This window comes from Cellulomonas sp. A375-1 (assembly GCF_001040865.1).
Taxonomy (GTDB): Bacteria; Actinomycetota; Actinomycetes; order Actinomycetales; family Cellulomonadaceae; genus Cellulomonas; species Cellulomonas gelida.
In genome coordinates, this window is sequence record NZ_LFKW01000069.1 from 1,500 (window position 1) to 23,279 (window position 21,780).

23 protein-coding genes and 1 tRNA gene are annotated in these 21,780 nt (G+C 73.7%); 11 read left to right on the forward strand and 13 right to left on the reverse strand.

Features of this window, described 5'->3' with window-relative positions; translation table 11 throughout:
* The first annotated feature begins 420 nt into the window (after window positions 1-420).
* The 3 genes from CWIS_RS08005 to CWIS_RS08015 are packed head-to-tail and all read left to right on the forward strand — an operon-like array spanning window position 421 to window position 3,437.
* A complete protein-coding gene (locus tag CWIS_RS08005; RefSeq protein ID WP_048342742.1) occupies window positions 421-1,143 on the forward strand; it encodes a response regulator transcription factor in 723 nt (240 codons plus the stop codon).
* Window positions 1,121-2,497 carry a Na+/H+ antiporter NhaA gene (gene nhaA / locus CWIS_RS08010; protein ID WP_231583731.1) on the forward strand — a complete coding sequence of 459 codons (1,377 nt, stop codon included), beginning with the start codon at window positions 1,121-1,123 and terminating at the stop codon, window positions 2,495-2,497. Before CWIS_RS08005 ends, nhaA begins: the two co-directional genes overlap by 23 nt.
* A gap of 10 nt (window positions 2,498-2,507) precedes the next feature.
* The gene (locus CWIS_RS08015) at window positions 2,508-3,437 is read left to right on the forward strand and encodes an alpha/beta fold hydrolase (protein WP_048342743.1); all 930 of its coding nucleotides are present in this window, start codon (window positions 2,508-2,510) and stop codon (window positions 3,435-3,437) included.
* A 33-nt stretch (window positions 3,438-3,470) separates the two neighbouring features.
* On the opposite strand, the gene nth is transcribed toward CWIS_RS08015, so the two are convergent.
* Window positions 3,471-4,178 (reverse strand): endonuclease III, encoded by a 708-nt coding sequence (nth, locus tag CWIS_RS08020; RefSeq protein ID WP_048342744.1) that lies wholly within the window; start codon window positions 4,176-4,178, stop codon window positions 3,471-3,473.
* 234 nt (window positions 4,179-4,412) lie between these two features.
* Here nth and CWIS_RS08025 point away from each other — a divergent pair, with 234 nt between their 5' ends.
* On the forward strand, window positions 4,413-4,802 hold the full coding sequence (locus tag CWIS_RS08025; RefSeq protein ID WP_229747508.1) for a hypothetical protein: 390 nt from the start codon (window positions 4,413-4,415) through the stop codon (window positions 4,800-4,802).
* Between the two features lie 116 nt (window positions 4,803-4,918).
* Window positions 4,919-5,596, forward strand: coding sequence for a Crp/Fnr family transcriptional regulator (locus CWIS_RS08030; protein ID WP_048342746.1), 678 nt, complete (start codon window positions 4,919-4,921; stop codon window positions 5,594-5,596).
* A gap of 107 nt (window positions 5,597-5,703) precedes the next feature.
* Here the strand turns inward: CWIS_RS08030 and CWIS_RS08035 are convergent, their stop codons facing one another.
* From CWIS_RS08035 to CWIS_RS08040, 3 genes are all read right to left on the reverse strand, one after another.
* Window positions 5,704-6,192 (reverse strand): RidA family protein, encoded by a 489-nt coding sequence (locus CWIS_RS08035; RefSeq protein ID WP_048342747.1) that lies wholly within the window; start codon window positions 6,190-6,192, stop codon window positions 5,704-5,706.
* Complete coding sequence (locus CWIS_RS18335) at window positions 6,192-6,350, reverse strand: DUF4177 domain-containing protein (protein WP_141371557.1); 159 nt, start codon at window positions 6,348-6,350, stop codon at window positions 6,192-6,194. The genes CWIS_RS08035 and CWIS_RS18335 overlap by 1 nt, the downstream gene beginning before the upstream one ends.
* A 112-nt stretch (window positions 6,351-6,462) precedes the next feature.
* Window positions 6,463-6,753, reverse strand: coding sequence for a WhiB family transcriptional regulator (locus tag CWIS_RS08040; RefSeq protein WP_048342748.1), 291 nt, complete (start codon window positions 6,751-6,753; stop codon window positions 6,463-6,465).
* 301 nt (window positions 6,754-7,054) lie between these two features.
* Here CWIS_RS08040 and CWIS_RS08045 point away from each other — a divergent pair, with 301 nt between their 5' ends.
* The 4 genes from CWIS_RS08045 to CWIS_RS08060 all read left to right on the forward strand — a co-directional run bounded on the left by CWIS_RS08045 (window position 7,055) and on the right by CWIS_RS08060 (window position 11,033).
* Window positions 7,055-9,526 (forward strand): penicillin-binding protein, encoded by a 2,472-nt coding sequence (locus CWIS_RS08045; protein ID WP_048342749.1) that lies wholly within the window; start codon window positions 7,055-7,057, stop codon window positions 9,524-9,526.
* Window positions 9,523-10,479, forward strand: a complete 957-nt coding sequence (locus CWIS_RS08050) for a metallophosphoesterase (protein ID WP_048342750.1) — start codon at window positions 9,523-9,525, stop codon at window positions 10,477-10,479. The genes CWIS_RS08045 and CWIS_RS08050 overlap by 4 nt, the downstream gene beginning before the upstream one ends.
* A gap of 83 nt (window positions 10,480-10,562) precedes the next feature.
* Window positions 10,563-10,636: transfer RNA gene (locus tag CWIS_RS08055), tRNA-Pro, on the forward strand.
* Between the two features lie 109 nt (window positions 10,637-10,745).
* Window positions 10,746-11,033: a hypothetical protein gene (locus CWIS_RS08060; protein ID WP_048342751.1), complete on the forward strand. Its 288-nt coding sequence runs from the start codon at window positions 10,746-10,748 to the stop codon at window positions 11,031-11,033.
* A gap of 105 nt (window positions 11,034-11,138) precedes the next feature.
* Here the strand turns inward: CWIS_RS08060 and CWIS_RS08065 are convergent, their stop codons facing one another.
* The 7 genes from CWIS_RS08065 to CWIS_RS08095 form a co-directional block, all read right to left on the reverse strand.
* Entirely contained in the window at window positions 11,139-12,065 is a 927-nt protein-coding gene (locus tag CWIS_RS08065) for a DUF4097 family beta strand repeat-containing protein (protein ID WP_048342752.1), read from the reverse strand.
* Window positions 12,062-12,724, reverse strand: coding sequence for a response regulator transcription factor (locus CWIS_RS08070; protein WP_048342753.1), 663 nt, complete (start codon window positions 12,722-12,724; stop codon window positions 12,062-12,064). The genes CWIS_RS08065 and CWIS_RS08070 overlap by 4 nt, the downstream gene beginning before the upstream one ends.
* A complete protein-coding gene (locus CWIS_RS08075; protein ID WP_048342754.1) occupies window positions 12,712-14,028 on the reverse strand; it encodes a sensor histidine kinase in 1,317 nt (438 codons plus the stop codon). Before CWIS_RS08075 ends, CWIS_RS08070 begins: the two co-directional genes overlap by 13 nt.
* A gap of 319 nt (window positions 14,029-14,347) precedes the next feature.
* Window positions 14,348-15,400: an aspartate-semialdehyde dehydrogenase gene (locus CWIS_RS08080; protein WP_048342755.1), complete on the reverse strand. Its 1,053-nt coding sequence runs from the start codon at window positions 15,398-15,400 to the stop codon at window positions 14,348-14,350.
* Window positions 15,397-16,668 carry an aspartate kinase gene (locus CWIS_RS08085; RefSeq protein ID WP_048342756.1) on the reverse strand — a complete coding sequence of 424 codons (1,272 nt, stop codon included), beginning with the start codon at window positions 16,666-16,668 and terminating at the stop codon, window positions 15,397-15,399. Before CWIS_RS08085 ends, CWIS_RS08080 begins: the two co-directional genes overlap by 4 nt.
* Before the next feature lie 152 nt (window positions 16,669-16,820).
* Window positions 16,821-17,309 carry a DUF4395 domain-containing protein gene (locus tag CWIS_RS08090; protein WP_048342757.1) on the reverse strand — a complete coding sequence of 163 codons (489 nt, stop codon included), beginning with the start codon at window positions 17,307-17,309 and terminating at the stop codon, window positions 16,821-16,823.
* A gap of 122 nt (window positions 17,310-17,431) precedes the next feature.
* The gene (locus CWIS_RS08095; protein ID WP_048342758.1) at window positions 17,432-17,920 is read right to left on the reverse strand and encodes a thioredoxin family protein; all 489 of its coding nucleotides are present in this window, start codon (window positions 17,918-17,920) and stop codon (window positions 17,432-17,434) included.
* A gap of 332 nt (window positions 17,921-18,252) precedes the next feature.
* On the opposite strand from CWIS_RS08095, the gene CWIS_RS08100 reads away from it, so the two are divergent.
* Together CWIS_RS08100 and CWIS_RS08105 are read left to right on the forward strand one after the other, a co-directional pair.
* Window positions 18,253-19,260, forward strand: a complete 1,008-nt coding sequence (locus CWIS_RS08100; RefSeq protein WP_048342764.1) for an ABC transporter ATP-binding protein — start codon at window positions 18,253-18,255, stop codon at window positions 19,258-19,260.
* Window positions 19,257-20,378, forward strand: coding sequence for an ABC transporter permease (locus CWIS_RS08105; RefSeq protein ID WP_048342759.1), 1,122 nt, complete (start codon window positions 19,257-19,259; stop codon window positions 20,376-20,378). Before CWIS_RS08100 ends, CWIS_RS08105 begins: the two co-directional genes overlap by 4 nt.
* Window positions 20,379-20,428: 50 nt before the next feature.
* Here CWIS_RS08105 and CWIS_RS08110 read toward each other — a convergent pair whose 3' ends face one another.
* Together CWIS_RS08110 and recR are read right to left on the reverse strand one after the other, a co-directional pair.
* Entirely contained in the window at window positions 20,429-21,010 is a 582-nt protein-coding gene (locus CWIS_RS08110) for a DUF5063 domain-containing protein (RefSeq protein WP_048342760.1), read from the reverse strand.
* Window positions 21,011-21,110: 100 nt separating this feature from the next.
* Window positions 21,111-21,710 (reverse strand): recombination mediator RecR, encoded by a 600-nt coding sequence (gene recR, locus CWIS_RS08115; RefSeq protein ID WP_048342761.1) that lies wholly within the window; start codon window positions 21,708-21,710, stop codon window positions 21,111-21,113.
* Window positions 21,711-21,780 lie beyond the last annotated feature (70 nt).

A 21,780-nucleotide genomic window follows, 5' to 3' on the forward strand; every position in this document is an offset into this window, starting at 1 on the left:
GGCAGGCTCGCGAGCGAGGGCCAGCCGACCGCGAACGCGAGCGCGAGGAGCGCGGCGAGCACCGTGACGGGCAGGCCGCCGACGTAGCCGGCGACGGCGACGAGCGCGGCGAGGGCAGCGGTGACGACCGCTCGGGTGGCGAGCAGCACGGGGACTACCGCCCGGCCTCGGCCGCCGCGAGGGCGCGACGCGCCGGCGCGGGGGCGGGCACGACGCGGGGCGTCGCGGTCAGGACCTGGGGGAGCACGGCCGACAGTCTCGCAGATCATGCGCGCCGGGCTCGTGACCCGCGCGGGAGGTCCGCCCCGTGAGGCGCCCCGACACGCGCCTGACGTGCGCGTGGGCACGCCTGCGGACACTGCCACGACCAGGCCGGGGCACGCGGTAGCGTGTCCCCACTCGCCGCAGGGAGGTTCCACGGTGGCAGACCTTCTGCTCCTGACCCCGGCGTCCGGTGGATCGGCACAGGTGCTGCCGGCGCTCGGGCTGCTGTCCCACCGCGTGCGCGTGCTGCCCGTCGAGCCGTCCGCGCTCGTCGACGCCCCGGACGCGGACATCGTCGTGCTCGACGCGCGCCGCGACCTGGTCACCGCGCGCACCACGTGCCGCCTGCTGCGCGCCACGGGTCTGGCGGTCCCGCTGGTCCTGGTGCTCACCGAGGGCGGGCTGACCGTGGTGACGGCCGAGTGGGGCGCCGACGACATCGTGCTCGACTCCGCGGGCCCGGCCGAGGTCGAGACCCGGTTCCGGCTCGTCATGGAGCGCGCCGCGGTCGCGGGGTACGACGACGCGCCGCAGGAGATCTCGTCGGGCGAGCTCACGATCGACGCGGGCGGCTACACCGCACGTCTGCGCGGTCGCCCGCTCGACCTCACCTACAAGGAGTTCGAGCTCCTCAAGTACCTCGTGCAGCACCCGGGCCGCGTGTTCACCCGCGCCCAGCTCCTGCAGGAGGTCTGGGGCTACGACTACTACGGGGGCACGCGCACCGTCGACGTGCACGTGCGGCGCCTGCGGGCCAAGCTCGGCCCCGAGCACGAGCAGCTCATCGGGACGGTCCGCAACGTCGGCTACCGCTTCGACCCACCCAAGGACCGGCGCCCGGCGGGGGACCGCGACAGTGTCACCGAACCCGCGGTCTGACCACGGGCAGCAGCACGACGAGCCGGCCACGCCCGGAGGCCGGACCGCGCTGTTCTCGCGGCTGACGCCCGGCAGCGAGCGCAACCTCGCCGACACCCTGCGCGGCGAGCGCGCCGGTGGCGTGCTGCTGCTCGTCGGCGCCGTCGTCGCGCTCGTCTGGGCCAACGCGTGGCCCGCGGCCTACGACGCGGTGTCGCAGACCGTGGTCGGCCCGAGCGCGCTGCACCTGGACCTCACGCTCGCGCAGTGGGCGACCGACGGCCTGCTCACGGTGTTCTTCTTCGTGGTCGGCCTCGAGCTCGCACGTGAGCTGACCGTGGGGGAGCTGCGGCACCCCGCGACGGCGGCGGTCCCGATCGTCGCGGCCGTCGGCGGCATGATCGTGCCCGCGGCGCTCTACCTCGCGGTCAACGCAGGACGCGCGGGCGGCGCGACCGAGGGATGGGCGGTGCCCACCGCGACCGACATCGCGTTCGCGGTCGCGGTCCTCGCGCTCGTCGGACGCGGCCTGCCCCCCGCGCTGCGGGCCTTCCTGCTCACGCTCGCGGTGGTCGACGACCTGCTCGCGATCCTGGTGATCGGCACGGTCTACACGGAGTCGCTCGACCTGGTCGCGCTGCTCGGCGCGCTCGCGTGCGTCGGGGTGTTCGCGTGGCTCGTCCGGCGGCACCGGGTCAACGGGTGGCTGCTCGTGCCGCTCGGGGTCGCCGCGTGGGCGGCGCTGCACGCGTCGGGCGTGCACGCGACGCTCGCGGGCGTGGCCCTCGGGCTCGTCGTGCCCGCGAGCCCGGCCGCGACCGCGCGGGCGCACGGGCTCGCGGCGCTGCCCGAGCAGTCGCTCGCCGAGCGCTGGGAGCACCGGTGGCGGCCGCTGTCGGCCGGGTTCGCGGTGCCCGTGTTCGCGCTGTTCGCGGCAGGCGTCGCGGTCTCGGCGGACGTGCTGGCCGATGCCGTGAGCGACCCCGTCGCGCAGGGCGTGGCCCTCGGGCTCGTCGTCGGCAAGCCGCTCGGGATCGTCGCCGCGACGTGGGCCGTCGCGACGTTCACGCGCGCACGGCTCGCACCGGGCCTCGGCTGGGGCGACGTGCTCGGCGTGGGTCTCGTCGGCGGGATCGGGTTCACCGTGTCGCTGCTGGTCGCCGAGCTCGCGTTCGGCCCGGGGTCGCCGCACGACGAGCACGCCGTCCTCGCCGTGCTCGTCGCGTCCCTCCTCGCGGCCGTCACCGGCGGTACGGTGCTCGCAGCGCGCGGTCGACGCCGGCTGCGCACCGATCCGGCCGGGACGGCGTCCGACCCGGTCCCTGACGAGCCCGACGGGCACCGCCAGCCGCACCCGTCACCGCCGAACGGATAGGTTCACGACGATGACTGCCGTCGACTCCGCCACGCTCCTGCTCGACGGGCCGTGGCAGCACCGGTTCGTCGCCGCCAACGGCGCACGGTTCCACGTGGCGGTCGCCGGTCCTGACGACCGCGACGTCCCCCTCGTCGTCCTGCTGCACCCCGTGCCCCAGTTCTGGTGGGCCTGGCGGCACCAGCTCACCGCGCTCGCCGCGGCCGGCTACCGCGTGGCCGCGCTCGACGTGCGCGGCACGGGTGGCTCGGACAAGCCCCCGCAGGGGTACGACGTGCCGACGCTCACGGCCGACGTCGCCGGTGTCATCCGCTCGCTCGGGGCGAGCTCGGCGGTCGTCGTCGGGTGCGGGACCGGCGGCACGATCGCGTGGGCGATGCCCGCGCTGCAGCGGGTCGCGACGACCGCGGTGGCCGTGCTGTCCTCGCCCCACCCGCTCGACGCGATGCGCCGGCCGCTGGGGTCGTTCCGGCCCGCGGCCGTGCGCCGCCTCGGGTTCGTCCAGCTGCCGTCGTTGCCCGAGCGGGCGCTCGCGCGCGGTGACCTCGCGCGCCACCTGCTCGCCGAGTGGGGCGGCGGCCCCTGGCTCGACCGGGACACCGAGCGCACGTACCTCGAGGCGCTGCGCGTCCCGTTCGCCGCGCACTCCCAGCTCGAGCAGCTGCGCTGGCTGGGCCGGTCCGGTCCGCGGCCCGACGGTCGGCGCTTCCTGGCCGCGCTGCGCACCGCCCGCCCCCTGCCCGTGCTGCACCTGCACGGCGGCCGCGACGGGCTCGTGCCGGCCCACGCCGTCGCGCTCGGGCGCGAGGCCGCGGCGCTCGTCGGCCCGGACTACACCTACGAGCTCGTCGCGGACGCGGGGCACTTCCTGCCCGAGCAGGCCACCGAGCACGTCAACCGGACCCTGCTCACCTGGCTCGCGCGGGTCGCGCCGCTCTAGCCGGCCCTGCCGCTCTGGCCCGTCGTGGCCGGCTCAGCCCTTGAGCAGCGCCGCCGCGCGAGCCGGGTCGGTCTCCCCCGTGCCGTACGACGGGCACAGGGCGGCGACCGGGCACGCACCGCACGCCGGGCGACGCGCGTGGCACGTCCGGCGGCCGTGGAAGATCAGCCGGTGGCAGGCCATGGTCCAGTCCTTGCGCGGCAGCAGCGTGCCGAGCTCGCGCTCGACGACGAGCGGGTCCTCGCTGGTCGTGTAGCCGAGCCGCCGCGACAGGCGCAGGACGTGGGTGTCGGTCGTGATGCCCGGCACCCCGAACGCGTTGCCGAGCACGACGTTCGCGGTCTTGCGGCCCACGCCCGGCAACGACACGAGGTCCTCGAGCCGGCCGGGCACCTGCCCGTCGAACCGCTCGAGCAGCGCCTGCGACAGGCCCGTGACGGCACGCGCCTTGGCCCGGAAGAAGCCCAGCGGCTGCAGGATCGCCTCGAGCTCGTCGGGCGCGGCGGCCGCGAGCTCGGCCGGGCCGGGGTAGCGCGCGAACAGCTCAGGCGTCGTCGCGTTGACCCGCACGTCCGTCGTCTGGGCCGACAGCACGGTCGCCACCAGGAGCGTGAAGGGGTCCGCGAAGTCGAGCTCGCAGCGCGCGTCCGGGTACCGCTGCGCGAGCAGCCGGTCGACTCGTCGTGCGCGGCGCGTGCGCGCCAGAGGGCTCTCCACCTGGTCCGACGTCCGCCTCGTCACCCGGGCAGCGTACGACTCCCCTCCGACACGACCGTGACCGCCGCGTGACCGCGCCGCGACACCTTCGTGACACGCCGACGATCGGGTGGCCGTCCCGTCGTGTCATTGCTCCCAGGGAGTGATCTGCGCGACACGACGGGACGGAACACTCAAGAAGGACGTCCCATGAGCCGTAGGTGACTAGGTGCAGCGGGACGGAGAACAGCCACGATGACTCCTGGCGGCGACCACAAGGTGCGCAGTCTCCGACTCGACCGCCGAGCACTGCGGGCCGAGAAGGCCCGCGTGGGCTGGTGGCGGCGACTCGTGCGCGCGCGCATCGACCTCGCGGTGGCCGGCGCGGCGCGCCCCGACCCGCTCGGTGAGGACGTCGCGTTCCAGCTGCCCCTCGACGTCTCGCTCGCGGTGCCGCAGATGGGCGAGCTCGTGCGCCTCCTGCCCGACCCGGCCCCGGCCGACGTCGCCGAGCTGGACCGCCTGCGCGCGCTGGACGACCGGCTCGCGTCCTACGAGCGGGGCGTCACCGACGCGCTCGCCCGCGCCACGGACAGCCTGATCTCCCGCCTCGCGGACGACCCGACGAGCGGCGGCGACCTCCTCGCAGGTCCGCCGACGCGGCGGTGACCGCGCGCTCCGAGGAGACACCCGCGCGCGATGCGGCAGACTGTGGCGTGGATCTCGCCGCCCGGGCCCCGGTGCGGCGGGTGCGGTCCAGCGGTTCAGAGTGAGAAGGAGCGACCGTGGCTGAGGACGTCGTGCTGTCGGCACCGTTGTTCGTGGGTCTCGACGAGGAGTCGGCGCTCGCGCTCGTCGCGAACATGACCCCGATCGAGGCGGTACGCGGCGACGTGCTGTTCCATGAGGGCGAGCCGGGCGACCGGCTCTACATCGTGCGCGACGGCAAGATCAAGCTCGGCCGGCGCTCGAGCGACGGTCGCGAGAACCTGCTTGCGGTGCTCGGTCCGGGCGAGATGTTCGGCGAGCTCTCGATGTTCGACCCGGGCCCGCGCACGGCGACCGCGACGGTCGTCGCCGACGCGGCGCTGCTCGAGCTCGACCACGACGAGCTGGTCCGCTGGCTCGCGGACAAGCCCGGCGTCGCCCGGCACCTCCTGCAGGCCCTGGCCCGCCGCCTGCGCCGCACCAACGAGGCGCTCGCCGACCTCGTCTTCTCCGACGTCCCCGGCCGTGTCGCCAAAGCTCTGCTCGACCTCTCGACGCGGTTCGGCGAGCAGGTCGACGAGGGCGTGCGCGTGGCTCACGACCTCACGCAGGAGGAGCTCGCGCAGCTCGTCGGCGCGTCGCGCGAGACCGTCAACAAGGCGCTCGCCGACTTCGCCGCACGCGGCTGGGTGCGGCGTGAGGGCCGTGCCGTCGTGCTGCTCGACGTCGACCGCCTGGAGCGCCGCGCGCGCTGACCGCCTGACGACGCGAACGGCCCGGACGAGAGCTCGTTCGGGCCGTTCTGCGTTCGCGGGCCCTGCAGTGACGGGGTGTCAGTCCCGCGCGGGTCGGTCCGCGGGGGTCAGTCCGCGAGCTCGACGACGATCTCGACCTCGACGGGCGAGTCGAGCGGCAGCACCGCGACACCGACCGCGGACCGGGCGTGCACGCCCGCCTCGCCCAGCACGTCGTGCAGCAGCAGGCTCGCGCCGTTGATCACCGTGGGCTGGGCCGTGAAGGACGGGTCGCTCGCGACGAAGCCGACCACCTTGACCACGCGCGCGATCCGGTCGAGCGCGTCCGCGCCGGCCGGGCCGCCCTCGCGCTCGACGAGCGCGGCGACGGCCGCCAGCGCGTTCAGCGCCGCCGTGCGCGCAAGCGCCGCGCCCTCGTCGGCCGACACGTCCGCCCCCACCTTGCCGGTGGCGACGAGAGCGCCGTCGACGAACGGGAGCTGGCCCGAGGTGTGCACGTGACGTCCGGTGCGCACCGCGGGCACGTACGCCGCGACGGGCGCCGCGACCGAGGGGAGCGTCAGCCCGAGCTCGGCGAGCCGCTGTGCGGCTCCCATCAGGACTCCAGCGGCCGCTTGAGGTACGCCACCAGGCCGTCGCCGGGGCCCGGGACCACCTGCACGAGCTCCCAGCCGTCGGAGCCCCACTGGTCCAGGATCGCCTTGGTCATGTGGATGATGAGGGGGACGGTCGCGTACTCCCACTTGGTCGCCATGGCCACACCCTAGCCAGCCGACGAGCGCGCGGTCAGCCCACGTTCACCGGACCGCGTCCTCGCCGCCCGGGTCCGCGGTGGGTCCGCAGTCGGCGCGTGTCAGCCGCGCCGGTCAGCTCGGGACGAGCTCGCCCGTGGGCACGAGCTCCGACCACCACGAGCGCACCTCCGGCCGCCGCCGCAGCAGCGCACGCCGCTCGCGCTCGGTCATGCCGCCCCACACCCCGAAGTCCATCCGGTTGTCGAGCGCGTCCGCGAGGCACTCGAGCCGCACCGGGCACTGCTGGCACACCGAGCGCGCGTCCCGCTGGGCGGAGCCCTCGACGAACAGCGCGTCGGGCGAGACGCTCCCAGAGCCACATGCCGCAGACGCGGTCCAGTGGCCGTCCTTGGTCGCTGTCACCCGCGCTCCCCCTGTTGCGTCGTCGCCGTTGGTTCGCCACGACCTTGCGCAATAGCACGCAAGCGTGGTTGTTTGCCCGAAAACTAGCGTGCGACCAGGTCTGTTGACGAGACTCCGTTCGGGTCATCCCGAGGTGTGGACGCGCTCCCGCAATCGGGTGATCGTGCTGCGCAGCCCTCCGGAGCGGTCCCGCATCACGTCGTCCAGGACGTTCGTCCTGGTTGTGCAGGTCCGGTGCAGGCTGCCGGACCTCGCCCCGGGACGGCGGTGGGGCACAGGAGTGCCGACTACCCTGGCGGGCATGCCGAAGACTGCCCGCGGACGAGGTCGACAGGTCAACGCCTTCCAGGCGCTGGCCCTCCTGCTGTCCTTCGTGCTCGTCGCGGGGCTCGGTGGAGTGCTCGCCGCAGGTCTCGCACTGCCCGGCGTCGCGATCGCGAACGGCATCACCGAGATGTCGCAGACCGCGTTCGACGACCTGCCGACCGAGCTCGACGAGGGCGCCCTGCCGGAGAAGTCGCGCATCCTCGCCTCGGACGGCACCCTGCTCGCCACGTTCTTCAACCAGGACCGTGTCGTGGTCCCGCTCGACGAGGTCGCGGAGATCATGCAGCAGGCGGTCATCGCGACCGAGGACCGCCGGTTCTACGAGCACGCGGGCGTCGACGTCATGGGCATGGTGCGCGCCGCGGCGCGCAACGCGATGGACGACGACTCGCAGGAGGGCGCGTCGACCCTCACGCAGCAGTACGTCAAGAACGTGCTGATCGAGGGGGCCGACTCCGCCGAGACCGACGCCGAGAAGCAGGCCGCGATCAACGAGGCGCGCGCGAGCAAGGGCACGGCCGGCATCGCGCGCAAGCTCCGCGAGGCCAAGCTGGCGATCACGCTCGAGAAGCGGATGTCGAAGGACGAGATCCTCGAGAAGTACCTCAACATCGCGCAGTTCGGCTCGTCGGTGTGGGGCGTCGAGTCCGCCTCGCAGCGCTACTTCGGGATGCGCGCGGTCAAGCTCGACTACCTGCGCGCCGCGACCATCGCCGGGATCACCAAGTCGCCGTCGTACTGGGACCCGACCCTGCACCCGGAGCGCGCGGAGAAGCGCCGCAACGTGGTGCTCGGTCTCATGCTGCGCGAGAAGTACATCACTCAGAAGGAGTACGACGAGGGCAAGGCGATCCCGATCGAGGACACCCTCAACGTCCAGACGCCCAAGCTCGGCTGCATGTCCGCCAACGGCTCCGTGGCCGGCGCCGGCTACTTCTGCGACTACGTCACCAAGGTCATCCGCAACGACGAGGCGTTCGGCGACACGCAGAAGAAGCGTCTGCGGCTCCTGTACCGCGGCGGTCTGACGATCTGGACGACGCTCGACAAGACGATGCAGGCGGCCGCCGACAAGGAGGTCAAGGCCGGCATCCCGGTCGACGACCCCTCGGGGATCGGCACCGCGATGGTCGTCGTGGAGCCCGGGACGGGCCAGATCAAGGCGATGGCCCAGAACCGCGTCTACAACAACACGCAGGACCACGGCGACCGCGAGACCGCGGTGAACTTCAACACCGACAACGCGTACGGCAGCGCCTCGGGCTTCCCGCCCGGCTCGACCTTCAAGCCGTTCACGCTGCTGCAGTGGCTCAAGGAGGGCCACGCGCTCGGCGAGACGATCAACGGCACCAAGCTGAAGTACAACCTCTCGGAGTTCAACGCGCCCTGCACGAACCTCACCGGCTCGTGGGAGTTCGGCAACGCCGAGGGCAAGGGCAGCGTGATGACCGTGCTGCAGGCCACGATGAACTCGGTGAACTCGGGCTACGTCGCGATGGCCAGCAAGATCAACATGTGTGACATCTTCACGGGCGCGAGCGACATCGGCGTCCACCTGGCCGGCGGTGCCGCCGGTGACGGCCCGGTCCAGCCGCTGCCCGCCAACGTGCTGGGCTCGCAGTCGATCTCGCCGCTGACGATGGCGAACGCGTTCGCGACGTTCGCCTCGAACGGCAAGTACTGCGCCCCGATCGCGATCCTCAAGGTCACGGACACCGACGGCAAGGAGCTCGAGGTCCCGAGCGCCGGGTGCAGCCAGAAGATCGACGCAGGCGTGGCCAAGACCATGAACTACGCGCTGAGCAACGTCTGGAACGGCACGGCCAAGGGCGTCGCCCGCCCGCCGTTCGCGGCGGCCGGCAAGACCGGCACGACGACCCACAACGAGCACACCTGGTTCGTCGGCTACACGCCGCGGCTCGCGGCCGCCGTGTGGGTCGGGCACACCGACGGCATGAAGACGATGCACGGCCTGAAGATCAACGGCCGGAGCTACAGCGGGTTCGGCGCCGGGCCGTGGGGCTCGTCGATCGCGGCCCCGACCTGGGTGCGGTTCATGAACGACGCGCTCGGCGACGGCAAGAACCCCGGCTTCGACGCACCGCCCAACGACCTCGTCTACGGCAAGAAGATCTCCGTCCCGAGCGTCATCGGCATGAAGGAGAACGAGGCGCGCGGCGTCCTCACCTCGCGGGGCTTCCAGGTCGTCGTGTCCAGGGAGCGCGTGCCGTCCGACCTCGAGGCGGGCCGCGTCGCGCAGCAGGACCCGAGCGGCTGGGCGGTCGCGGGCTCCGTGATCACGCTGCGACTGTCCGACGGGTCGCAGCAGCGCGACCCGTGCCAGGACCACCCCGAGTTCCCGGGCTGCGGCGGCAACGAGAACGGCCCGCCGGACCAGGGCCCGCCCGGGCGTGACCGCGGGCGCGACTCGGCGAACCAGCAGTGACGGGCTCGTCCGCGGCCAGGGCCGCGGGCGGGCTCGCCGCGCTCGCCGTCGGCGGCCTGGCCTGGTCGCTGGTCGAGGCCCGCTGGTACACGCTGCGTGAGGCGACCGTGCCCGTGCTGCCCGCGGGCCAGGAGCCGCTGCGCGTCCTGCACATCTCCGACCTGCACCTCACGCCCTCGCAGGACCGCAAGGTCGCCTGGGTGCGCGAGCTCGCGCAGCTCGACCCGCACCTCGTCGTCGACACCGGTGACAACTGGGCGGACCTCGAGTCGTTCGGCCCGCTCGCGCACGCGCTCGAGCCACTGCTCGAGCGGCCCGGCGTCTTCGTGATGGGCTCGAACGACTACGTCGCGCCGCAGCCCAAGAACCCCGCGCGCTACCTGCTGAGCGACGCGCGCTCCGCTCCCCCGCAGCCGCCACGCGCGATGCCGTGGCGCGAGCTGGTCCGGCTCATGCGGTCGGCGGGCTGGCTCGACCTCGACAACCGCCGCGGCGTGCTGGACCTCGACGGGCGCCGCGTGTCGTTCGTCGGGACCGACGACGCGCACCTGGACCGCGACCGACTGCCGGCCGCGGGCGGGCCCGACGACGCACGGACGCTCGCGGGCGCGTCCGGCACGCCGACGGTCGACCTGCACGTCGGCGTCACGCACGCGCCCTACCGCCGCGTGCTCGACGGGCTGCTCGCCGACGACGCGGACCTGATCCTCGCCGGCCACACGCACGGCGGCCAGCTCGCGGTGCCCGGCTGGGGCGCGCTCGTGACGAACTGCGACCTCGACCCGCGCCGCGCCAAGGGCCTGCACGGCTGGCCCGGTGCGCGCCCGGACGCGCCCGGCGGCTCGGGGTCCACGTGGCTGCACGTGAGCGCGGGCCTGGGCACGTCCCCGTACGCGCCGGTCCGCTTCGCGTGCCGCCCGGAGGCCACGCTCCTCACGCTCGTCCCCGCCTGACCCGGCCGTGGACCGTGTGCTGCGCGGCACGCGGAACGGATTCGGAGATGCGCGCCTCGTCGGGTAGTCTGAGCAGGCTTTCACGGGGTGTGGCGCAGCTTGGTAGCGCGCTTCGTTCGGGACGAAGAGGTCGTGGGTTCAAATCCCGCCACCCCGACAGACGCAGAGCCCGGGCCGACGACGAGTCGGCCCGGGCTCTCGCGTTCACCCGGCACGTTCGTCGCCGACGCCCCCACGCGACGTGCCGCGCGTCTACGCTGGCGGGCATGAGCGACGCCGCCGTCCCCACTCCGATGACACGCGACGCGGCCGGCGGCGCCTGGCACCTCGTGCGGATCGCGGCGGTCGGGGTGTTCCTGCTCGCCGTCGCCGATCTGTTCCGGTGGGGCAACCGCTGGTACGTCTCGACCGCCTTCGCCGACGACCCGGGCTACTCCGCGACGCTCGAGGCCGGCGCGCACCACGCACTCGTGCGCGCGCTCGCGTGCCTGCTCGTCGCGCTGGCTCTCGCGGTCGTCGGCTGGCGCGTGCGCGGCACGGTCGCCCCGCGGTGACGGGGCGCGGCTGAGCCGACGACGAAGGGCCCCGGCCGGACGGATCCGGTCGAGGCCCTCGTCGTGCGGCGTCCCCCTGCGACGCCCGGCGTGCGGTCGGGTGCGTCAGCCCTGCGGGGCGAGGTAGGACACCGAGCCGTTCGACGACCGGATGCGCACCTGCACGGGTGCGGCCGGGTCGGTCGGGGCCTCCACGGTCCGGCCGCCGTTCGACGTGTCGATCACGAGCGCGACGGGCTCGCCCGTCCCGTACACGCGCACGTCGCCGTTGCTCGACTCCGCCGTGATGTCGCTGCGGGCGTCGGCGACCTTGACGTCGCCGTTGCTCGACGTCGCCTTCACCTCACCGGCGACGTCCTCGACCTCGACCCGACCGTTGCTCGAGTGCGCCTGCACGGAGGCGGCTCCCCGTACGGTGACCGAGCCGTTGTCGGAGCGCGCCTGCACGGCGCCGACCGCGTCGACGACGCGCACGTCGCCGTTGCTCGACGTCGCGATCACGTCACCGCCGAGCGCGCTGGCCTCGACGCGGCCGTTGCTGGTGCGCAGCTCGACGTCACCCACGACGCCCTGCACCCGGATGTCGCCGTCGGAGGTCCGCACCTGCACGGTCGTGCCGGCCGGGAGCGTCACGTCGAGCGACGTCGAGCAGTTCCAGACCCAGCCCATGACGCAACCGTAGGAGACGACCGTGCGGTCGTCGGTCACGGTGGTCGAGTACTTCGGGTCGACGAACGCGAAGTGCGCCTTGCGGGCGACGTGGATCTCGTCGCTGCTCGTGCCGGCTGGGGCGGCGGTCACGGTGACGCGGCCGTCGGCGACGAGCTCGACCACGCCGCGCGCGGGGTGCGTCGCCTCGCCGGAGGTCTCCTCGCGGGCGATCATGCTCGCCACGTCGAGCGAGAACCAGATGATCGCCAGGACGCCGAGCGTGCCGCCGATCCAGGCGAGCACCCGGCCCGTGCCGTGCAGCCGCGGGGCGGGCGGCGTGGCCGGGGGCGTGCTCGCGGGGGTGTCCAGGACCGTGGTCATGACTCTCCGTTCGGTCGGTGCTCGAGCCAGCGCAGCACGGCCAGCACGCGACGGTGGTCGTCGGAGTCGGGCGGGAGCCCGAGCTTGGTGAGGATCGACGTGACGTGCTTCTCGACGGCCGGCAGGCCGACGACCAGACGTTCGGCGATCGCGGAGTTGGAGCGGCCCTCGGCGACGAGCGCCATGACCTCCTGCTCGCGGGGCGTGAGGAGCTCGAGACCGGTGCGCGTGGCGCGCGCCATGATCTGCGCGACCACCTCGGGGTCGATCACCGTGCCGCCCGAGGCGACGCGGGAGATCGCGTAGAGGAGCTCGTCGACGTCGGTCACGCGGTCCTTGAGCACGTAGCCCAGGCCGCGCACGTCGCCCGCGAACAGCTCGCGGGCGTACCGCTGCTCGACGTACTGGGAGAGCACGAGCACCGGCAGCCGCGGGTGCAGGCTGCGCAGGTGGATGGCGGCCCGGAGCCCTTCGTCGGTGTGCGAGGGCGGCATCCGGACGTCGGTGACCAGCAGGTCGGGGGTCGAGGCGCCAGGTCCCAGTGCGGCGACGAGCTCGTCGGCCGTGCGGTACCCGGTCACCTCGTGCCCCTCGTCCGTCAGCAGCCTGGTCAGGCCGTCGAGGAGGAGGACCGAGTCCTCGGCGATCACGATGCGCACGGGAGCTCCACGGTGAGGGTCGTGCCGGCCCCGACGGGGCTGGCGAGGTCGAAGGTGCCGTCCAGCGCCGCCACACGGCTGCGCAGCCCGTCGAGGCCGCTGCCGGGTGCCGCCGCCGCGCCGCCACGCCCGTCGTCGTGCACGACGAGCCGCAGCCGGCCGTCGGCGCACGCGACGTCCACGCTCGCGGACGTCGCGGACGCGTGCTTCGCGACGTTGGTCAGCGCCTCGGCGACGACGAAGTACGCCGCGGCCTGCGCGGACGAGCCGCAGGCCCGCAACGTGTCGTCGTCGGGCGTGCGCACCGTCACGGGCACCGTGCTGCGCGACGCGAGCGCGCTCAGAGCGGCGTCGAGGCCACGGTCGGTGAGGACCGCGGGGTGGATGCCGCGGACCAGGTCGCGCAGCTCGGCGAGCGTCTCCTGCACCTCGCGGTGCGCGCGGTCGAGCGCCTCTGCGGCGGCTTGCGGGTCGGTCGCGGTGCGCCGCTTGGCCGCACCGAGCTCCACGCCGAGGGCGACCAGCCGCTGCTGGGCGCCGTCGTGCAGGTCCCGCTCGATGCGCCGGCGCTCGTCGTCGGCGGCACCCACGACGAGGGTGCGCGTCTGCTCGACGTGCGCGGCACGCACCTCGGCGCGCTCCCGCGCCTCGTCGGCCACGGCCACTCGCAGCTCCGCGCGCGGACGACCGAGCATGCCGCGCGCCATGCGCAGCTGCAGCAGAGTCGCGCCCTGCGCGGCGAGCGCCGCGAGCCACATCGCGCCCAGGCCCGCCACGACGAGCACGATCCACAGCAGCCCGCGCGACCAGCCGAGGTACTCCTCGAGCACCGGCCCGGTGCCGTAGACGGGCGAGAGGATCGCCGCCAGGCCAGCGCCGCCGAGCGCGACGACGACCGCGAACGCCAGGGGCGCCGTGAGCGACGAGAGCGCTGCGTAGCCCGTCGCGGCCCACGCCCGCCCGTCGCGCAGCGGCGACAGGAACGCCGACCACCAGCCGGGTCCGCCGCGTCGACGGTCCGCCGGCCGCGGGACCTGGACGCCCGTCTGCGCACCGAGGCGGGCGAGCTCGGCGCCGACGAACCAGCGGGCCGCGAGCAGTCCGATCGCCAGCATCGGCAGACCGATCCCGAACACGAGGACCATCGCGGCGCTCGTCGGGACCCACGTCAGGGCCAGGATCCCGAAGAAGAGCAGCCAGGGCCACGCGACGACGACCTGTGCGAGCGCGCGGCCCGTCGCACCCGACACGGGGGCGAGGGCGAGCTCGCGGCCGCCGAGGAAGGCGGGGGCGACGGACGACATGTCGCTGGTCGTCAGCGGGTGCGACTGACCGAGCGAGGGCCGGTCAGCCGGGGGAGCCGCCGGCCGTGGCACCGGTTCGGGTGCGAGCTGTGAGGTCATGGCACGAAGTTAGGCCGTCGCCGCACCTGCCCGACATCCCGCCCACCCCCCAACCCCGGGTAGGGACAACCCCCGTCCACCCCCGCCGACCCAGCGCTTGCTCAGGCCCGGCCCCGCCAGACCCGGAGCAACCCCTGGTTCGGCGGAGCTGGCAGGGACGAGCCAGCGCCCGCTCCGGGTCTCGGGTCGGAGAGCCGGAGCGGGCGCTGGGTCGGTGGGGTCAGGCGCGCGTGGCGAGGCGGGTCGCGAGGAGCTCGGCGATCTGGACCGCGTTGAGCGCCGCACCCTTGCGCAGGTTGTCGTTGCTGATGAACAGCGCGAGCCCGCGACCGTCGGGCGCACCCTCGTCGGCCCGGATGCGACCCACGAACGACGGGTCCGCACCCGCAGCCTTGAGCGGCGTCGGGACGTCCTCGAGCTGGACCCCGGGCGCGCCCGCGAGCAGCTCACGGGCCCGCTCGGGCGACAACGGCCGCTCGAACTCCACGTTGACCGACAGCGAGTGACCCGTGAACACCGGGACGCGCACGCACGTGCCGGACACGAGCAGCCCGGGGATCGACAGGATCTTGCGCGACTCGTGCCGCAGCTTCTGCTCCTCGTCGGTCTCGTTGAGCCCGTCGTCGACGATCGAGCCCGCGAGCGGGACGACGTCGAACGCGATGGGCGCGACGTACTTCACCGGCGCCGGGAAGGTGACCGCCGAGCCGTCCTGCACGAGCGCGAGCGTGTCCTGCTCGACGGCCGCACGGACCTGCGCGTCGAGCTCCTGCGCACCGGCCAGGCCAGAGCCGGAGACCGCCTGGTAGGTCGAGACGACGAGGCGGCGCAGACCGGCCTCCGCGTGCAGCGGCCGCAGGACCGGCATCGCGGCCATCGTCGTGCAGTTGGGGTTCGCGACGATGCCCAGGGGGATCTCGTCGAGCGCCTCGGGGTTCACCTCGGAGACGACGAGCGGGACCTGCGGGTCACGGCGCCACGCCGAGGAGTTGTCCACGACGATCGCACCGGCCGCGGCGAACCGCGGAGCGTGCTCCTTGGACGTCGAGCCGCCCGCCGAGAACAGCGCGACGTCGATGCCCGACAGGTCGGCCGTCGCGACGTCCTCGACCACGATCTCCTGGTCACGCCACGGCAGCGTGCGCCCGGCGGACCGTGCGGACGCGAAGTAGCGGATCGACGCGACCGGGAAGTCGCGCTCCTCGAGCAGCCGGCGCATGACCGCCCCGACCTGCCCGGTCGCGCCGACGACGGCGAGGTTCAGCGCGCTCATCGTCCGGTACCCCCGTACACCACGGCCTCGTCCTGGTCGGCGTCGAGCTCGAACGCCGTGTGCACCGCGCGCACCGCGTCGTCCAGGTCGTCGGCCCGCGTGACGACCGACAGGCGGATCTCCGAGGTGGAGATCATCTCGATGTTGATGCCCGCGTCGGCGAGCGCGGCGAACAGCTTCGCCGAGACGCCCGGGTGCGACTTCATGCCCGCGCCGACGAGCGAGAGCTTGCCGATCGAGTCGTCGAACTGCAGCGAGTGGAAGCCGATGTCGGGCTGGCGCTCGGTCAGCGCGGTGAGCGCCGCGGTCCCGTCGAGCGCCGGGAGGGTGAACGAGATGTCCGTCAGGCCCGTCGCGGCGACCGACACGTTCTGCACGATCATGTCGATGTTCACGCCGGCGTCGCCGACGACCTGAAAGATCCGCGCGGCCTTGCCCGGGACGTCCGGCACGCCGACGACGGTGATCTTGGCTTCGGAACGGTCGTGCGCGACGCCCGCGATGATCGGCTGCTCCACGTCGGAATCCTCGTTCTTCTCGTTGGTGACCAGCGTGCCCGTGTGGTTGGTGAACGACGAGCGCACGTGGATGGGGACGGAGTAGCGACGGCCGTACTCGACGCACCGCAGCATGAGCACCTTGGCGCCCGACGCGGCGAGCTCGAGCATCTCGTCGTAGGAGACGCGGTCGAGCTTGCGCGCGGTCGACACGATCCGGGGGTCGGCGGTGAACACGCCGTCGACGTCCGTGTAGATCTCGCAGACGTCGGCGCCCAGGCCCGCCGCGAGCGCGACCGCCGTGGTGTCCGAGCCGCCGCGGCCCAGCGTCGTCACGTCGTTCGTCGACTCCGTGACGCCCTGGAAGCCCGCGACGATCGCGACCTGACCCTTCTCGACGGTCTCGCGCACGCGCGTCGGCACGACGTCGACGATGCGCGCCTTGCCGTGCACGGCGTCGGTGATGACGCCCGCCTGCTGACCGGTGAAGGACTTCGCCTTCACGCCGAGGTTGTTGATCGCCATCGCCAGCAGCGACATGGAGATGCGCTCACCCGCCGTCAGGAGGATGTCCATCTCCCGCTGGGGAGGAAGGGGCGAGACCTGCTGGGCGAGGTCGAGGAGGTCGTCGGTGGTGTCACCCATGGCCGAGACGACGACGACGACGTCGTCACCCGCGCGCTTCGCCGCGGCGATGCGCTTGGCCACCCTCTTGATGCTCTCGGCGTCCGCTACCGACGAACCGCCGTACTTCTGCACGACAAGTGCCACGTGCCTGCTCCATCTGTCGCCGGTCGCCGTCTGTCTCAACGGCCCGCCGGGTCCTGTGTGGTCGCACGGATGGTAGGCACGTCCGCGCTGCGGACGCCAGCAGTTTCAGCATGCGGTCGCCGCTCCCACGCGCGGAGCGGCGCCGCCGGGCCTCAGGCCGAGCGCGTGCGCAGGCGGACACCCAGCAGGTACAGCTCGCACCCGAGGCACAGCCCGAACACCGCGTTGAGGAACGCCGCGACCAGCGCGAACGATGCGGCCAGCGGCACCGCCCAGGCCGCACCCAGCAGAGCGCCGACCACGCCGAGCGTCGTCAGGACCAGCCCGACGAGCTGCGCGAACGTCGGCGGGCGCGGGTCCTCGAGCTCGCTCGGCGGGGCGAGCCGCGGACGGACGAGCGTGCGGAACAGCCAGCCCTGCCACGTCGCCGACGGGCCACCGACCGCGCCGAGCGCGAAGCTCGCGGCGATCACGGCCAGCAGGATCGTGGCGGCCGCGGAACCACCCAGCAGCAGCACGACGACGAGCAGCACGCCCGTGATGCCCGCACCCACGCGCGGGCCGCGCGGGTCGATGCCCGCGGGCGCGCGACGGGTGGGGGTGGTGGGGGCGGGGGTGGTCGGGGTCTCGGGGACGGTCATGGGGTTCCTTCGAGGGGGAGGTGTGCTGCGGTCGTTCGGGGGTGCGGCAGGGCGTGGCGGCGAGTCGCTGTGAGTGCGCTTGCGGCTCATGTGCGAGGCCGCGCGGGGTTGGCGCAGGGGGCTCAGCGAGCCGGCGCGACGTCCGGACAGGACTCGAGCGCGGTGAGCGCCTGGCGGCGGTCCGTGCCGCCGGACATCCGGCCGACGACCGTGCCGTCGTGCGCGAGCACGAGCGTCGTCGGCGTGCGCATGACCGAGAACCGCCGCACGAGGTCGAGGTGCTCCGCCGCGTCCAGCTCGACGTGCAGGACACCGGGGTGCTCGGCCGAGACGGCCGCCAGCACGCGTCGGGTACTGGCGCAGGCCGAGCAGACCTCGGCGGAGAGCTGGACGAACGTCGCCCGGTCACCGAGTGGCACGCCGAGCACGTCGCTCGTCAGCACCTCGCGGGGCTCCGTCGTCGGCGCACCCGCGTCGCTGCCGGGAGGCGAGGTCGAGTCCGGTGCCGTGGCGGCGCTCGTCGCACGGAACCGCCCGTTGCGCGCCTGCCACCAGCGGCCGAGGGCAGCGGCGACGACGAGGAGCGCGCCCACGAGCACGACCTTCGCCACGACACCCTCCCTCTTCCGGCAGGACACGTTAACCCGAGCGATGTGGTCCGGGTAACCGCCGTCTCACATCCTGCACGCCCCGACACCCCACCCCGCCGCGACCCAGTGATCGCTCCGGCACCCACGACCCATACCCGGAGCAGGCGCTGGGTCGGCCGCGTCGACGTCCCCGAGGCAGCGGCTGCTCCGGGTAGTCGGGAGCACAGCCGGAGCAGACGCTGGGTCGGCGGGTCGTCGTGCGGGTGGGGGTCCTCCTCGGGTGGCAGGCACTCGCCCGGATGTCCACCCGCGGACCGACGCCGCAGGCGGCGCGCACCTCTAGCGTCGTCGCCATGACCGAGACCACACCGGCGCCGGCACCGCCGCCCGCCTCCTCACCGCCGCCACCGCCGGGGATCGTCGTGCGGGACCTTCGGCGCTCGTTCGGGTCGGTGCAGGCGCTCGACGGCGCGACCCTGTCCGCCCGCGCGGGTGCCGTCACCGCGCTCGTCGGACCCAACGGCTCCGGCAAGACCACGCTCCTGCTGGTGCTCGCCGGTCTGCTGGTCCCCGACTCCGGCGAGGTCCGCGTCGGCGGGTTCGATCCCGTGACGCAGGGGCCGTCCGCGCGCGCCCGCACCGGCTGGATGCCCGACGCGTTCGGCACGTGGGACTCACTGACCGCCCGCGAGGTGCTCCAGACGTTCGCCGCCGCGTACCGGATCGACGCGGCCCGGGCGCGCAGCCGGGTGACCGAGCTCCTCGCGACCGTGCACCTGACCGAGTACGCCGACCGCCCGGCCTCCGTGCTCTCGCGCGGGCAGAAGCAGCGCCTGGGCCTGGCCCGCGCTCTGGTCCACGACCCGCAGGTGCTGCTCCTCGACGAGCCCGCGTCGGGGCTGGACCCGCGCTCCCGCGTGGACCTGCGGATCTTGCTGCGGCGCCTCGCCGACGAGGGCCGCACGGTGCTCGTCTCGAGCCACATCCTGTCCGAGCTCGAGGAGATGGCCGACGACGTCGTGTTCGTCTCGCGCGGGCGCACGGCCGGGACGAGCGAGATCGGCGGCGCGGCGCTCGCGGCGACCGACCGCTCGACCTGGCACGTGCGGGCGATGTCGTACGCGGCGCTCACCTCCTGGCTCACGTCCGTGGGTGCGACCTGGCAGGCCGACGACGAGCAGGACCTGCACGCCCCGCCCCGCGAGCAGCCGGGCGGCGTGCTGCTGACGATCGACGGCGACGAGGGCGCCGCGCGCCTCGTGCGCGAGGCGGTGGCCGCGGGCGTCCCGCTGGTCTCGCTCGCCCCCGCATCGGGCGCGCTGGAGCGCGCCTACCTGGCACTCGAGGAGGAGCGGCGATGACGCAGACGATCGAGGTCCCCGCCCCCGAGGGCGCGAGCACGACCCCAGCGCCGAAGGTCCGGGGCCGGTGGGCCTTGAGCTGGCACGGCGTGCGCACGGTCGCGGCGCTCGAGCTGCGGCAGCGCGTGCGCTCGACGCGCTGGATCATCGCACTCGTCGTCTGGACCGTGGTGGTCGGTGCGATCACCTTGTTGATGTTCGGCGCGCTCGACGCCCTGTTCGGCGGCATCGACGACGTCGAGTCCGACAACTCGGGCCGCGGACCGTTGCTGTTCGCCGCCGTGACGTTCCTGGTGCTCGGGCTCGGCCTGCTCGTCACGCCGACGCTCAGCTCGACGTCCGTCAACGGTGACCGCAACGCCGGCACGCTCGCGACGTTGCAGGTCACGCTCCTGTCACCGGCCGAGATCGCGCTCGGCAAGCTGCTCGCCGCCTGGGCCGCCTCGTGCGCGTTCCTCGTCCTGAGCGTGCCGTTCCTGGCGATGGCGACGGCCGCAGGCCCGACTCCGTGGTGGTCGCTCCTTCGGGTCGTGCTGCTCATCGCGGTGCTGCTGGTCGCGGTGTGCGCGATCGGGCTGGGGATGTCGGCGCTCGTGTCCCGGACCGCCGGCTCGACCGTGCTCACGTTCATCGTCGTCGCGGCCGTCACGTTCATCGCGCCGCTGATGTTCGGCCTCACGTACTCGGCGGTGTCGTCCCACGAGACCGTGCGCGTCTACGGGATGCCGTCGTCCTGGAACGGGGACACCGCCGTCCAGTGCGTCTGGACCGAGGAGGAGCGCCCGATCGCCCACACCGAGCTCACGTGGGGGCTGCTCGCGGTCAACCCGTTCGTCATCGTGGCCGACGGCGCAGGCACGGGCGACGTCGACTCCTCGAGCAGCGACGCGCTGGGCGGGCTCCGGGACGTCGTGCGTCAGGTGCGCGCGGGCGCGAACGGCCAGGTCGACGAGTGCTGGGCCGACGACGACGAGTTCGAGGCGGCACGCAGCGACGACCCGGTGTGGCCGTGGGGGCTGGGGCTCAACGTCCTGCTCGGCGCCGCGGGGTACGTCGTCGCGGTCCGGCGGCTGTCAGTCCCGCAGCGCACGCTGCCGCGGGGCACGCGCGTCGCCTGACCTCGTGCGCTGAGCCCGGCCCGCGTCCGTGCGGGCCGGGCTCAGTCGTCTCACGGCTGCAGTGCGTCGTACTCCGCCTCGGTCGCGACGTCGTCGGCGACGTCCAGGCGCAGGTGCGCGAGGATCACCTGGATCGTGCGCAGCGTGCTCGACGCGCGCTCGCCCCAGTCGGACAGGTACGAGAACTGCCACCACCACAGCGCCTCGAGCACGCCGCCGCGCTCGTGGTGCCGCAGCCCCTGCGCGAGCGCCCCCGCGATCGCGACCAGGTCACCCGACACCGTCGCCGAGCCGACCTCCGCACCGAGCAGCGGGTCGATGACCTCGGCGTACTCGTCGATCCCCTCGAACGCGTTCGCGAGCCCCGCCCGCAGCGGCTCGACGTCCGGGTCCGGGCCGACGTCCGGCTCGAAGCGCTCGGCGGGCACCACGTCCGTCGTCGCGCCCAGTCGCGCGCCCTCCGCGAGCAGGTCCGAGACCGCGAGAAGCAGCAACGGGAGCGCGGCCTCCGGGTTCGCCCCCGCGGCCACCTCCGTCACGGTGGTCAGGTACGCGCGCGACTGTTCCGCCATGGAGTCGGCGATCGAGCGCAGGTCGTCGTCGGGCGGGCGGGCTGCCGGGTTGCGTGCCATGCGCCCATCGTCCGCGACCACGGTGCTCATGTCATCCGCGACCGGCCGGTGGGCCGTGATTGTCCAGGTCGCGGGCCCGGGCGGTCGGGCGAGACCAGGATCAGGCGGACAGCCGGCGGCGGCCCTCGAACGCGCGACCGAGCGTGACCTCGTCGGCGTACTCCAGGTCCCCGCCCACCGGCAGGCCCGAGGCCAGGCGGCTCACCGTCAGCCCCATGGGCAGCAGGAGCCGCGCCAGGTACGTCGCGGTCGCCTCACCCTCCACGTTCGGGTCGGTCGCGAGGATGACCTCGGTGACCGTGCCGTCGGCGAGGCGTCGCATGAGCTGGGCGATGCGTAGGTCGTCCGGTCCGACGCCTGCGATCGGGTTGATCGCGCCGCCGAGCACGTGGTACTTCCCGCGGAACTCGCGCGTGCGCTCGATCGCGACGACGTCCTTCGCCTCCTCGACCACGCAGATCGTGGTGGGCAGCCGGCGCGGGTCACGGCAGATCCGGCACTCCTCCTCCTGCGCCACGTTGCCGCACGTGTCGCAGAACCGGACGCGGAGCTTGACCTCCGTCAGCGCGTCCGCGAGCCGGCGCACGTCGGCCGGGTCCGCCGAGAGCAGGTGGAACGCGATGCGCTGGGCGCTCTTGGGACCGACTCCGGGCAGTCGCCCGAGCTCGTCGATCAGGTCCTGGACCGCACCTTCATACACCCCGCCAGCCTACGTGCTGCCACCCCCACACCCCCACGTGCCGCGCGGAGCCCCCCATGGGTAACCACCG

What these genes read in the sequence shown, in the direction of transcription:
- CWIS_RS08015 (WP_048342743.1), top strand. Translation starts at nt 2,508, where the DNA reads ATGACTGCCGTCGACTCCGCCACGCTCCTGCTCGACGGGCCGTGGCAG.
- CWIS_RS08035 (WP_048342747.1), bottom strand. Translation starts at nt 6,192, where the DNA reads ATGGGAGCCGCACAGCGGCTCGCCGAGCTCGGGCTGACGCTCCCCTCG.
- CWIS_RS18335 (WP_141371557.1), bottom strand. Translation starts at nt 6,350, where the DNA reads ATGGCGACCAAGTGGGAGTACGCGACCGTCCCCCTCATCATCCACATG.
- CWIS_RS08045 (WP_048342749.1), top strand. Translation starts at nt 7,055, where the DNA reads ATGCCGAAGACTGCCCGCGGACGAGGTCGACAGGTCAACGCCTTCCAG.
- CWIS_RS08060 (WP_048342751.1), top strand. Translation starts at nt 10,746, where the DNA reads ATGAGCGACGCCGCCGTCCCCACTCCGATGACACGCGACGCGGCCGGC.
- CWIS_RS08065 (WP_048342752.1), bottom strand. Translation starts at nt 12,065, where the DNA reads ATGACCACGGTCCTGGACACCCCCGCGAGCACGCCCCCGGCCACGCCG.
- CWIS_RS08075 (WP_048342754.1), bottom strand. Translation starts at nt 14,028, where the DNA reads ATGTCGTCCGTCGCCCCCGCCTTCCTCGGCGGCCGCGAGCTCGCCCTC.
- CWIS_RS08080 (WP_048342755.1), bottom strand. Translation starts at nt 15,400, where the DNA reads ATGAGCGCGCTGAACCTCGCCGTCGTCGGCGCGACCGGGCAGGTCGGG.
- CWIS_RS08090 (WP_048342757.1), bottom strand. Translation starts at nt 17,309, where the DNA reads ATGACCGTCCCCGAGACCCCGACCACCCCCGCCCCCACCACCCCCACC.
- CWIS_RS08100 (WP_048342764.1), top strand. Translation starts at nt 18,253, where the DNA reads ATGACCGAGACCACACCGGCGCCGGCACCGCCGCCCGCCTCCTCACCG.
- CWIS_RS08105 (WP_048342759.1), top strand. Translation starts at nt 19,257, where the DNA reads ATGACGCAGACGATCGAGGTCCCCGCCCCCGAGGGCGCGAGCACGACC.
- CWIS_RS08110 (WP_048342760.1), bottom strand. Translation starts at nt 21,010, where the DNA reads ATGGCACGCAACCCGGCAGCCCGCCCGCCCGACGACGACCTGCGCTCG.